Raw genomic sequence first — 12,571 nt, forward strand, 5'->3', positions numbered from 1 at the left:
TGCGGCAGGCGGAGGAACGGGAATCATTGCGGTGGGCTCAACACACGCGCTTTTGGGGCTGCGGCGAGGGGGCGGTCGCGGCACCGGCAGGCACCCGCTCTTGGGCAGTGGTGCCCGCTGCAGCGGCGCTGTCGAAATGGCCGAGCCGGCCGGTGATCCCCGACCCTCTTTTGAGTTGGCGGCCGGTGGCGGGGAGCGGACCCGCGAAGCCGCTCGAAACTTCGCGCAGACCGCGGAATACGTTGGGCTGGCGGGGTAGGCCGACCAAGGTGGGGATGGGCAAGTGGGGCGCGCCGAAATCGGGGAAGCCGGGACTTGGCGCGGTAGGCAGGCTGAATTCGGGCAAGCCGGGCAACTGCGCGAAAATTACTGCAGCATCCGGTATCTGGGGGATTGGCTGCGTGTCGTTGGGCAGGTCTGCGAGGGCATCAGCCAAGGGCTCAGCGGGCAGCCCGGCAACCGCGGGGGCCAGCGTCGGCAAGCTCGTCATCATGGTGGTCAGGCGCTGTGTCGTGTCTTGCATGCCGCTGGCGTTCCGCGACGTCGTGACCGCCAACGAGATCAGACCGCCAATCAGAGCGGCTAGCGCCACACTGCACAGGTCTAATGCGAGGAAGAACGAAACAGCTTGGCCGGTAGGCCCTTGCGCCTCGAGCGCCAGGCAACAGACGCCCAAACAGGCGACAAACACCTCCGCCGTGATCACGACGGACCGCACTCTCGTAACGGCATCGGACTGAGCTGCCACCAGGTCGCGGGTGTGACGGTCCAGATCGCCCATCATCTTCGCGCGCGCAGACTGCGCGAGGCTCTGGGCCGCATAGGTCTGCGCCGCACAACCCCGCCACCCGCCGCCGGGAACCAGGGCCGCGACCTGGGCACTGACTTCATCGAACATCGACCCACTACCCGCGTAGCGATCACCCGGATCAGGGAGTCCGTCGCCAACCAAGAACCGGACGCCGACGCAAACGTACTCGGTCGCATCGCAAATGACGGATCCCCGTCGCCACGCGGTCGGGAGATTGTCCACGATGCCCGGGAGACAGTGGCTCGCAACGGTCTTAACGCCGTCCATGCACATGATGAGGGGGTCCGCGATATCCGACGAAGTGTGGGTCATGGGTTTGACTCTCCTCTCGGGTTGTACGTCTAGCGGCTCTGGCTTGGGCTGACGACGGTTCGGCCGTTAGGGCTGTGCCGTTGGTGTCATCGAGCGGGGGCGGCCGCGGCGTCGACCGGAGCGCGCTCGTCGGTGGCGGTGCCCGCGGCGACGGCGTTGTCCTCGCCGTGGGGGTGGCGCTTGGCCGGGGTGGTGGGCTGTGAAACACCGTGCTGAGCCAGAGAGGAGATCATCTGCACTCGTTGCGCGGCGGTGTTGGCGAGTTGGTTGAGGCGGGCAACCCGTCCCGCGAGACCGGCTAAGGCGCCCGAAGGGTTGGGTAGGCAGGGAACGAGTCGGGCAGGCTGGGCATGCCGGCCAACCCGAGGATGGGCAAATGGGGCGCGCCGAAGTCGGCGAAACCGGGGCTCGGCGCGGTGGGCAGGCTAAGTTCGGGCCTGCCGGCCAGGTTCGCGAAAACGTCGGTGGTGTAGGGCGTTTCGGGGCGGGACGCGGTGTGGTGGGTAGCGTCGAATTCCGATGGGGGTCCGGCTGCACCGGAAACCCCGGCAATCTCGTCAGAACAATGAAGTAACCCGGTCACCGTCTCGGCCAGTGCCTTCGTCAGCAGATGCAGGCCGCTCGCATTCCGCGATGTCGTGCTCAGTAGAGCGAACAAGAAGCCCACGGCGGTAGCCAGCGCAATCGCACATACGGTTAGCGCGACCTGAAGCGACAACACCTGGCCGGCCGGCCCCAGCGTTTCCCAGTAAAGGCAACAAGCGCCCGTCCTTCCCACCACGGCCATCTCTGCCCCGACGATCCAGCGAGCGGTCTTGACGGCATCGGCCTGGGCGGAGACCAGCCCGGCGGTGAGACGGTCGAGGTCACCGATAAGCTTCGCGCGTTGCGACTGAGCGAGGTTGTTGGCTGCATAGGTCTGCGCCGCGGCGCCGCGCCAGCCGCCGCCGGGGACGAGATCCGCGATCTGGGACCTGGCCCCGTCGAACATCGACGCACTGCTCAGCAAGTCATCACCGCTATCAGGGAACCCAAGTCCGAGGTATGTCAGCACGCTGCCAAGCAGCGTCTCGGTCCCAAGACAGATGAGCGATCCCCGCAACAGCCGCTTCGGGGCATCTTCGGCCATCTCTTCCGCCGGGCCGTTCGGCCAGTTCGGCGGCCGCTCACTGACCCACTCCCCGTTAACGAAATACTGGCCGCACTCCTCCCCTCCGGGCCCATATGTAATGGTTTCTCCGTTCGGGAAGAGTTTCTGCTGGTTCGCCAGCCAACGTTCTACGTAGTCCGACGGCATGGGTTCTATGGGCGCGGTCATGGCCCGACTTCTCTTATCGATCTGATCTTTGTGTTGCTGTGGTCCGCGCTGGTGGCGGGCTTGGTGGCGGGGCTATGGCGTGCTGGCACGACCCGGCGGTCCGTCCTGCCGTGTCTGAGCCATGCCGAATCATTCTCCTTAGTGCTATAGCCATTATCGCCCGGCGAATTCAGTCGTTTCTGCACCAGACTCCCCGGCCTCGGGAATGGAATTGCGTTCCAGGATGAATCAGAAGTAGTTTCTGAAATAAAATGGCTATGCAAACGAACCGGACTTTACTTCGGAAATGCGAGTCGCAGGGCGTTTTCGTCTAAATGGACAACGCCGTTATCGAAGTATCCGCGCTAGCCCCGCTGGGGGGTGCCGACGCGCGGTGGGTGGTGTTGGGTTCGGCCGGTCGCAGTCGTGACCGGCGCACGCTCGTCGGTGCTGGTGCTCGCGGCGGCGCCGGTGCTGTCGGCCCCGGTGCGCTGTTGGGCAAGCGAAGAGACCATCTGGGCCTGTTGAGCCGCGGCGGTGTTCAGCTGGCCCAGGGCTGCGGTAACCCGATTCATTGCAGCCAGTTCGCCGCCGGTGGGCATCGTGGGCATGCCGGCCAAGGTGGGGATGGGCAAGTGGGGCGCACCGAAATCGGCGAAACCGGGGCTCGGTGCGCTGGGCTGGCTGAACTCGGGTGAGTCGGGTAGGCCGGGTAGGCCGGTCAAAATCATGGCGGCATCGGTGGTCTGAGGAACGGCCCCGAGGTCCTCGGCAAGTCCGGCGGTACGCCACGGCAAATTTTGCGCGGCTCCATCGGATGCCGACGGGGGAACGGCCGCGTCGGCCAGCGCGGGAACCTGGCCAGACCAATTCGGCAAATTGGTCATCATGTCGGTCAATCTTTGCGTGAGCACCTGCAAGCTCCGCCGATTCCGATCACTGGCAATACCGCCGTACGCCAGCAGGCCGAACCAGCTGGTCAGCGCCCCGATGCACACGACCCCGGCGATGTTTTGTGACAGTCGCCAGCCCGCCGGTCCCAGCGCCCCCTCAATGTAGAGACACACCGCGCCCGCACAGGCAACGATGACCATCAACGCAATCACGCTGGTGCGAACGGTTTTAACGATTTCGGCTTGAGATGCCACCAGGCCGGCGGAGAGGCGGTCAAGATCACCCATCAGCCGCGCGCGTTGTGACTGCGCGAGAGTCTGGGCCGCATAGGCCTGCGCCGCGATGCCCTGCCAGCCCTCCTCGGGAACCAGAGCCGCGATCTGGCCGCTGAGTTGGTCGAACATCACCCCGCTGCGCACGACGCTGTCACCCTTCTCGGGGGGTGTTGGATGCGCCAAAGCGTAGATCAACGAGGCGAAGAGGACGGCCTCGGTGCAGGCGCACATCACTGATCCAGGTTCGCCACGTAATTCCGGTTCCGGCGGGTTGTTGTTTCCGCCAGGCACCGGCGCATCATTACCTGCTGGATTGAAAGGCTGCATGCTGCAAAGTTCCTTCTGATCTGGTGTTCTCGTTGCTGCGGTTCAGGCTGTGCCGGCTCGCCTCGATGGGCTTACCGGAGGTGCGCTCGAATGGATTCTCGTTCGGCGTGCCCAAATTTCTATCCGCCGTGCATATCTATTATGGGTGACTAAATGCGGTGATCCCCACACCAATTTTCAGCCAAGAAAGCAGAACGGCCTTCCAAGATAAATCAGAATTACGTTCTGAAATAAAACGATATGTACGGCTTCTGATACATTTCGTCAAGGCGACCTGGCGGGGCAAGTGTTAAATAGACAATGCGGTTGTCGCCACAGCGCGGGTGTGCCCACTCGTTGGATCCCGCGATTCGTATGGCGATCACGGCGACGCGGGGGTGTGGGTGTGTCGGCGCGATCAACAAGCATTGGACCGGGCGCTAGAGGCGGTGATCTAGGCAAACCCAACGGGCCGGAGTCGGCGGTGTGGTTGTCATGGTTGTCGTTGTCGCGCTCACCGGCCACGGCCGGGTGTGTCCCATCACACTCCCGCGGACTGTCGATGGACGCTGAACTGGGGTCGGTCCAGAATCGGCCGCTAGCTATTGGGCGGGGTGGGGCGAATCGCCCAGCGGGACCGCCAGTCTTAGGTTTTTCTTAATATTGCGCAAACATGACCGGTGGCAACCGGGGGATGTCGTGGCGTCGTGGCCATGGCGCGTGCACGGTGATCCCAAAATTCCCGCACGATAACTGCCACGCCTTATCGTGGAACGTGTTGCCGAAGTGACTGCTGTGTGACGCGGTCTCCGATGTGGACGAGTGCGCTTCGGCGCCGGTCCAGCAAATTAGTCTAAGCAGTTACTGTGGCTCGTCGCGGGGTTGGGGGCGGCGGTTGACGCGCCGATAATTCACCGGAAAACGGCACGTTAGCGCGGCCTTCGATCATTGGCTGCGCTGACCGTACGGCATCGCCACTGGGCGGGTTACCATTGGTAAGTTGGCATGTCAGGCGGGTTTTGTCATATCGTTTTACGACTTGTCGTGATCGGTTACAGGGGCACCGTTCAGCGCTGCACGGACGAATCCCTGACTGGATCATCCCGCACGAGGTCCAGCCTATCGACAAGACCGAAGGGGCCAACGCGGGCAACGTCGGGGCGAGGTGGCCTACGGGCTGCTGGTGAGGCCGCGCAGTTAAGTCTGCTGAAGGGTTAGGTGGGTATGACGCCCAAGCGCGTCGGGCTATACAACCCCGCATTCGAACACGATTCGTGTGGGGTAGCCATGGTGGTCGACATGCATGGCCGGCGGAGCCGCGACATTGTGGACAAGGCGATTACCGCGCTGCTCAACCTGGAACACCGGGGCGCTGCTGGTGCCGAGCCGCGCAGCGGTGACGGTGCCGGCATCTTGATTCAGGTCCCGGATTCATTCCTCCGGGAGGTCGTCGACTTCGAGCTACCGGCCCCGGGCAGCTACGCCACCGGCATCGCCTTCCTACCGCAGTCATCCAAAGACGCGGCCGCGGCCTGCGCGGCCGCCGAGAAGATCGCCGAAGCCGAAGGCCTGCAGGTGCTGGGCTGGCGCAACGTGCCCACCGACGACTCGTCGCTGGGCGCACTTTCACGCGACGCAATGCCGACTTTCCGCCAGGTTTTCCTGGCCGGAGCCTCCGGCATGACCCTGGAACGGCGCTGCTACGTCATCCGCAAACGGGCTGAGCACGAGTTGGGGACCAAGGGCCCCGGCCAAGACGGCCCGGGCCGGGAGACCGTGTACTTCCCCAGCTTGTCCGGCCGGACGTTCGTCTACAAGGGCATGTTGACCACCCCACAGCTCAAGGCGTTCTACCTGGATCTGCAGGACGATCGGCTGACCAGTGCCTTGGGGATCGTGCACTCGCGGTTCTCGACCAACACGTTCCCGTCCTGGCCGCTGGCGCATCCCTTCCGGCGCATCGCCCACAACGGGGAGATCAACACCGTCACCGGCAATGAGAACTGGATGCGGGCCCGCGAGGCGTTGATCAAGACGGATGTCTTCGGCACCGAAGCAAACGTGGAGAAGCTGTTCCCCATCTGCACCCCGGGCGCGTCTGACACCGCGCGTTTCGACGAGGTGCTCGAACTGCTACACCTGGGCGGGCGCAGCCTGGCCCATGCCGTGTTGATGATGATCCCGGAAGCCTGGGAACGCCACGCGAGCATGGACCCGAGCAGGCGGGCGTTCTACCAGTACCACTCCTCGTTGATGGAGCCGTGGGACGGCCCGGCGTCGATGACATTCACCGACGGCACCATCATCGGCGCGGTGCTGGACCGCAACGGCTTGCGCCCGTCGCGGATCTGGGTCACCGAGGACGGCTTGGTGGTGATGGCCTCCGAGGCTGGCGTGCTGGACCTCGACCCGTCGACGGTGGTGCAGCGGATGCGGTTGCAGCCGGGCCGGATGTTCTTGGTCGACACCGCGCAAGGCCGCATCGTCGCCGACGAAGAGATCAAAGCGGAGCTGGCTGCCGAGCATCCCTATCAGGAATGGCTCGACAACAACTTGATTCCGCTGGAGAAGTTGCCGTCGGGCGAATACGCCCGGATGGCCCATGAGCGGGTGGTCCTGCGGCAGCTGGTTTTCGGCTACACCTACGAGGAACTCAACCTGCTGGTGGCGCCGATGGTCCGGGCCGGTGCCGATCCGATCGGGTCGATGGGCACCGATACCCCGATCGCGGTGCTGTCGCGGCGTCCCAGGATGCTCTACGACTATTTCCAGCAGTTATTCGCACAGGTGACCAACCCCCCGCTGGACGCGATCCGCGAAGAGGTGGTGACCAGCCTGCAGGGCACCACCGGTGGTGAGCGTGACCTGCTCAACCCCGACGAGAACTCCTGCCACCAAATCCAGCTGCCCCAGCCGATTCTGCGAAACCACGAGCTGGCCAAGCTGATCAACCTCGACCCCGAGACTGTGATCAACGGGCGGCCACACGGGATCAAATCCAAGGTGGTTCGTTGTTTGTACCCGGTCGCCGAGGGTGGCGCCGGGCTGGCCGCCGCGCTGAATGAGGTACGTGCCCAGGCGTCGGCGGCGATCGCCGATGGCGCCCGGATCATCGTGTTGTCGGACCGCGAGTCCGATGAGCGGAAGGCACCGATCCCGTCCTTGCTTGCAATTGCCGGGGTTCATCACCACCTGGTACGCGAGCGCAGCCGCACCAAGGTCGGGCTGGTGGTCGAATCCGGCGACGCCCGCGAGGTTCATCACATGGCGATGCTGCTCGGCTGCGGCGCAGCGGCGGTGAACCCCTATCTGGCCTTCGAGTCGATCGAGGACATGCTCGACCGGGGGGTCATCGACGGCATCGACCGCAACACCGCGTTGAGCAACTACGTCAAGGCCGCCGGCAAAGGCGTGTTGAAAGTTATGTCCAAGATGGGCATTTCGACGCTGGCGTCCTACACCGGGGCACAGCTGTTCCAGGCGGTAGGGGTGTCCGAAGAAGTCCTCAACGAGTACTTCAGCGGACTGACCTGCGCCACTGGCGGGATCACCCTCGATGACATCGCCGCCGATGCCGCCACCCGCCACACGCTGGCCTACCTGGACCGGCCAGACGAACGCGCACACCGAGAGCTTGAAGTGGGTGGGGAGTACCAGTGGCGTCGCGAAGGCGAGTACCACCTGTTCAACCCCGAGACCGTTTTCAAGCTTCAGCACTCCACCCGCACCGGCCAATACAAGATTTTCAAGGAGTACACCCGCCTGGTCGATGACCAGAGCGAACGGATGGCCTCGCTGCGCGGACTGCTTAAGTTCCGGGCCGGCGTGCGGCCCCCGATACCGCTGGACGAGGTGGAGCCCGCCAGCGAAATCGTGAAGCGCTTCTCGACCGGAGCGATGAGCTTCGGGTCCATATCGGCCGAGGCGCACGAGACGCTGGCGATTGCCATGAACCGGCTGGGCGGCCGGTCAAACAGTGGTGAAGGCGGCGAGGACGTCGGGCGATTCGAGCAGGATCCCAATGGGGACTGGCGTCGCAGCGCCATCAAGCAGGTCGCCTCGGCGCGTTTCGGCGTCACCTCGCATTACCTGACCAACTGCACCGATATCCAGATCAAGATGGCGCAGGGCGCCAAGCCCGGTGAGGGAGGCCAACTTCCGGGGCACAAGGTCTATCCCTGGGTGGCGAAGGTGCGCCACTCCACCCCGGGTGTCGGCCTGATCTCGCCGCCACCGCACCACGACATCTACTCCATCGAGGATCTGGCGCAGCTGATCCACGACCTGAAGAACGCCAACCCATCGGCACGGGTGCACGTCAAGCTGGTCTCCGAGAACGGGGTGGGGACGGTCGCCGCCGGCGTCTCGAAAGCCCACGCCGACGTGGTGCTGATCTCCGGGCACGACGGCGGTACGGGTGCGACGCCACTGACGTCCATGAAGCACGCCGGTGCGCCCTGGGAGCTGGGTCTGGCCGAGACGCAGCAGACGTTGCTGCTCAACGGATTACGTGACCGGATCGTGGTTCAGGTGGACGGTCAGCTCAAGACCGGGCGCGACGTGATGATCGCGACGCTGCTCGGTGGCGAGGAGTTCGGTTTTGCGACCGCCCCGCTGGTGGTGGCCGGCTGCATCATGATGCGGGTGTGTCACCTCGACACCTGTCCGGTCGGCGTGGCCACCCAGAATCCGTTGCTGCGGGAGCGGTTCACCGGAAAGCCCGAATTCGTGGAGAACTTCTTCATGTTCATCGCCGAAGAAGTGCGCGAATACATGGCGCAGTTGGGCTTCCGCACCATCAACGAGGCTGTCGGCCAAGCGGGGGCACTGGACACGACGCTGGCGCGGGCGCACTGGAAGGCGCACCGGCTGGATCTGACGCCCGTGCTGCATGAGCCTGAGTCGGCGTTCATGAACCAGGACCTGTACTGCAGTTCCAGCCAGGATCACGGGCTGGACAAGGCGCTCGACCAGCAGCTGATCGTGATGAGCAGGGAGGCGCTGGATTCCGGCAAACCGGTCAGGTTCGCCACCACCATCAGCAACGTCAACCGCACGGTCGGCACCATGCTTGGTCACGAGGTGACCAAAGCCTATGGCGGCCAAGGCTTGCCGGACGGAAGCATCGGTATCACATTCGAGGGATCCGCTGGCAACAGCTTCGGTGCGTTTGTGCCGAAGGGGATTACCTTGCGCATCTACGGCGACGCCAACGACTACGTCGGCAAAGGACTCTCGGGCGGCCGGATCGTGGTGCGGCCATCGGATAATGCGCCACCGGGTTATGTCGCCGAAGACAACATCATCGGGGGAAATGTGATCCTTTTTGGTGCCACCAGCGGAGAGGTATTCCTGCGCGGCGTGGTGGGTGAGCGCTTTGCGGTTCGCAACTCCGGGGCTCATGCCGTGGTTGAGGGCGTCGGCGATCACGGTTGTGAATACATGACCGGCGGCCGGGTCGTCATCCTTGGCCAGACCGGCCGCAACTTCGCCGCCGGAATGTCGGGCGGTATCGCCTACGTCTACGACCCCGACGGCGAACTGCCGGACAACCTGAACACCGAGATGGTCGATGTCGAGACGCTCGATGACGATGATTCCGAGTTCGTGCACGGCATCGTCCAGGCTCACGTCGATGCCACCGATTCCGCTGTGGGCCAGCGCGTCCTGGCCGACTGGCCGCAGCAGCAACGGAATTTCGTCAAGGTGATGCCGCGCGACTACAAACGGGTGCTGCAGGCGATTGCCGAGGCCGAACGCGACGGTGTGGATATCGACAAAGCGATCATGGCGGCTTCGCATGGCTGACCCGACCGGCTTCCTGAAATACACGCATCGCGAACTGCCGACCCGTCGGCCCGTCCCGTTGCGGCTACGTGACTGGAACGAGGTCTACGAGGACTTCGACAACGAGACGCTGCGTGAGCAGGCGACTCGCTGCATGGACTGCGGTATTCCGTTCTGCCACAACGGATGTCCGTTGGGCAACCTGATACCGGAATGGAACGACCTGGTGCGCCAGGGGCGTTGGCGCGATGCAATCGAACGGCTGCATGCCACCAACAACTTTCCGGACTTCACGGGGCGGCTATGTCCGGCGCCGTGCGAGCCGGCGTGCGTGCTCGGGATCAACCAGGATCCGGTGACGATCAAGCAGATCGAGCTCGAAATCATCGACAACGCCTTCGATGAAGGCTGGGTGAAGCCACTGCCGCCGCAGACGCTGACCGGTAAGACGGTTGCCGTTGTGGGCTCCGGTCCGGCCGCTCTGGCGGCCGCGCAGCAGCTCACCCGGGCCGGGCACAAAGTCACCGTCTTCGAGCGTGAGGACCGCATCGGTGGTCTGCTTCGCTACGGCATCCCCGAGTTCAAGATGGAAAAGCGTGTTCTGAATCGGCGGCTCGAGCAGATGCAGGCTGAGGGCACCGAGTTCCGGGCCGGCGTCAACGTCGGGGTTGATATCACGGCCGAGCAGCTGCGCGCCGATTTTGATGCGGTCGTGCTGGCCGGTGGTGCCACCGCGTGGCGGGATCTGCCCATCCCCGGCCGGGAGCTGGATGGCGTCCATCAGGCGATGGAATATTTGCTGTGGGCCAACCGGCTGCAGGAGGGCGACGACGTGCTGGGGCCCGACGGGCAACCACCGATTACCGCACAGGGCAAGAAGGTCGTCATCATCGGCGGCGGCGACACCGGCGCGGACTGCCTGGGCACCGCGCACCGCCAAGGTGTGGCCAACATTCACCAGTTCGAGATCATGCCGCGTCCGCCGGAAGCCCGCGCTGCGTCGACCCCGTGGCCGACCTACCCGCTGATGTATCGGGTGTCCGCGGCACACGAAGAGGGCGGCGAGCGGGTGTTCTCGGTCAACACCGAGAAGTTCATCGGTGACGATGGGCGGGTGCGCGCGCTCAAGGCGCACGAAGTCGCGATGCACGACGGCAAGTTCGTCAAGGTCGAAGGGTCAGACTTCGAATTGGAGGCCGACCTGGTTTTGCTGGCGATGGGCTTCGTTGGTCCGGAGAAGCCCGGTCTGCTCACTGACCTCGGGGTCAAGCTCACCGACCGCGGAAACGTGGCCCGCGGCGACGACTTCGAGACCTCAGCACCGGGGGTCTTTGTTGCCGGAGACATGGGTCGTGGCCAGTCATTGATCGTCTGGGCGATTGCCGAAGGCAGGGCCGCGGCGGCCGGAGTGGACCGCTATTTGATGGGTTCCACGGCGTTGCCAGCCCCAATCAAACCGACCGCAGCACCGCTTCAATAATCACAACAGCCACATTAGAAACATTTGATAATTGCTCGGCGCGTCGTTTTCGGTTTGCCAGAGCCGGGGTGTCTAATTGGCCGATCTGGGCTCCGTCACATAGACGTCGCACATGGGGTCCAGGTAGTTTGTCCGATCACAGGGAGTGTCACTGTGCGTAGTAACCCGTTACCCCGGTCAAGGATGGGGCGAATCGCCTGTTCATGGTTTCGCCACCCAGTCAAAAGCCACGGGTTTCCTGCCAAACACGAGCGCCTGGCAACGGCCGAAGAGCTGCTGCGGTTCGCGGTCTAGCGCCTGGCCCGGCGCACTTGCCGGCGCCAAACGGTTTTGCTCGACTTCATCGAGTTGTTATTAGAAGCATCGCTTATCCGTCAATTAATCCCGACTCGCGGATAGCCTCGGCCATCGGCTCCAGCACGGCCGGGTCATGCGGTGGCGCGATATAGACGATTCCCAGATCGAATCCCTCGGCCGCCAGCGCGGCGGCGTTCTCGATCACCTGCCCGAAGTTGCGCTCCGGCGCCAAACCCAGGTGGGCTGAAAGCGTGATCTCTTTCGGATCGCGCCCGATATCGGCGCAATGTGCCGCCAATACATCGCGCTTGCGAGCAAATTCCTCGGGAGTTCCGCCCGCAAAATTCCAGTGTTGGGCATAGCGGGCGGTGATCCGCAGCGTACGTTTCTCCCCGCTACCGCCGATACAAATCGGCGGGCGCGGACGCTGCGGGCCCTTGGGCTCGTTGCGCGCGTCCTCGAGCTGGTAGTACTTCCCGTCGAAGGTGGTGCTCGGTTGGCTCAGCAGCCCGGTCAGTACCGCGCAGGCTTCCTCGAATCGGTCGAAGCGTTCCTTGACGCTGCCCAGCTCGATTCCGTAGGCACTGGACTCCTCCTCGTTCCAGCCGGCGCCAATCCCTAGCTCGAGTCGCCCATGGGAAATGATGTCGAGTGCGGCGGCCATGTTGGCCAACACCGCGGGATGGCGATAGTGAACGCCGGTCACCAGGGTGCCTAGCCGCAGCCGGGTGGTGGACTGAGCCAGCGCGGTCAGCGTTGTCCACCCTTCCAGGCAGGGGCCGGTGGGGTCGCTGAAGATCGGATAGAAGTGGTCGAAGGTCCAACCGGATTCGTAGACGTCGATGCCAGATGCTGGCGGTCTGCCAGACCGCCAGCATCTGCTCCCAGGTGGTATTCTGCGGTGAGGTCTTGAAAGAGAAACGCATGCCTTCGACGGTAGTCGCGGCGCAACTGCCGCAAACGACCGCGCAGGTCAACGGTCACCGTGCGTATGGCTTGCCCTGCGCGCCAGCGGTTTTAGACCTACTGACCGCGAAACCTCGCACACTTGCCTGCGAGCAATAGTGCCCACGGAGAAGGGACCAACGCCTCCTGCCGCCCGCACGCGTTTT

6 protein-coding genes and 1 pseudogene are annotated in these 12,571 nt (G+C 64.0%); 2 read left to right on the forward strand and 5 right to left on the reverse strand.

Going from position 1 to position 12,571, the window contains the following annotated elements:
• Positions 1 to 37 precede the first annotated feature (37 nt).
• The 4 genes from G6N41_RS03535 to G6N41_RS03545 all read right to left on the reverse strand — a co-directional run bounded on the left by G6N41_RS03535 (position 38) and on the right by G6N41_RS03545 (position 3,820).
• On the reverse strand, positions 38 to 1,123 hold the full coding sequence (locus G6N41_RS03535) for an EspA/EspE family type VII secretion system effector (RefSeq protein WP_198966611.1): 1,086 nt from the start codon (positions 1,121 to 1,123) through the stop codon (positions 38 to 40).
• Positions 1,124 to 1,209: 86 nt separating this feature from the next.
• Complete coding sequence (locus G6N41_RS27835) at positions 1,210 to 1,356, reverse strand: hypothetical protein (RefSeq protein ID WP_231608805.1); 147 nt, start codon at positions 1,354 to 1,356, stop codon at positions 1,210 to 1,212.
• A 65-nt stretch (positions 1,357 to 1,421) separates the two neighbouring features.
• Positions 1,422 to 2,441, reverse strand: coding sequence for an EspA/EspE family type VII secretion system effector (locus G6N41_RS03540; protein WP_231608806.1), 1,020 nt, complete (start codon positions 2,439 to 2,441; stop codon positions 1,422 to 1,424).
• 344 nt (positions 2,442 to 2,785) lie between these two features.
• Positions 2,786 to 3,820 (reverse strand): EspA/EspE family type VII secretion system effector, encoded by a 1,035-nt coding sequence (locus G6N41_RS03545; RefSeq protein ID WP_231608807.1) that lies wholly within the window; start codon positions 3,818 to 3,820, stop codon positions 2,786 to 2,788.
• 1,299 nt (positions 3,821 to 5,119) lie between these two features.
• On the opposite strand from G6N41_RS03545, the gene gltB reads away from it, so the two are divergent.
• Complete coding sequence (gltB, locus tag G6N41_RS03550; protein ID WP_198966613.1) at positions 5,120 to 9,703, forward strand: glutamate synthase large subunit; 4,584 nt, start codon at positions 5,120 to 5,122, stop codon at positions 9,701 to 9,703.
• A complete protein-coding gene (locus G6N41_RS03555; protein ID WP_198966614.1) occupies positions 9,696 to 11,162 on the forward strand; it encodes a glutamate synthase subunit beta in 1,467 nt (488 codons plus the stop codon). The genes gltB and G6N41_RS03555 overlap by 8 nt, the downstream gene beginning before the upstream one ends.
• Positions 11,163 to 11,529: 367 nt before the next feature.
• Here G6N41_RS03555 and G6N41_RS03560 read toward each other — a convergent pair.
• Positions 11,530 to 12,385 (reverse strand): annotated as a pseudogene (locus G6N41_RS03560) (LLM class F420-dependent oxidoreductase).
• Positions 12,386 to 12,571: the final 186 nt, after the last annotated feature.

Source organism: Mycobacterium shottsii (assembly GCF_010728525.1).
Lineage (GTDB): Bacteria > Actinomycetota > Actinomycetes > Mycobacteriales > Mycobacteriaceae > Mycobacterium > Mycobacterium marinum.

Coding starts and splice junctions, on each gene's coding strand:
- G6N41_RS03535 (WP_198966611.1), bottom strand. CDS start 1,123: ATGACCCACACTTCGTCGGATATCGCGGACCCCCTCATCATGTGCATG.
- G6N41_RS27835 (WP_231608805.1), bottom strand. CDS start 1,356: ATGATCTCCTCTCTGGCTCAGCACGGTGTTTCACAGCCCACCACCCCG.
- G6N41_RS03540 (WP_231608806.1), bottom strand. CDS start 2,441: ATGACCGCGCCCATAGAACCCATGCCGTCGGACTACGTAGAACGTTGG.
- G6N41_RS03545 (WP_231608807.1), bottom strand. CDS start 3,820: ATGTGCGCCTGCACCGAGGCCGTCCTCTTCGCCTCGTTGATCTACGCT.
- gltB (WP_198966613.1), top strand. CDS start 5,120: ATGACGCCCAAGCGCGTCGGGCTATACAACCCCGCATTCGAACACGAT.
- G6N41_RS03555 (WP_198966614.1), top strand. CDS start 9,696: ATGGCTGACCCGACCGGCTTCCTGAAATACACGCATCGCGAACTGCCG.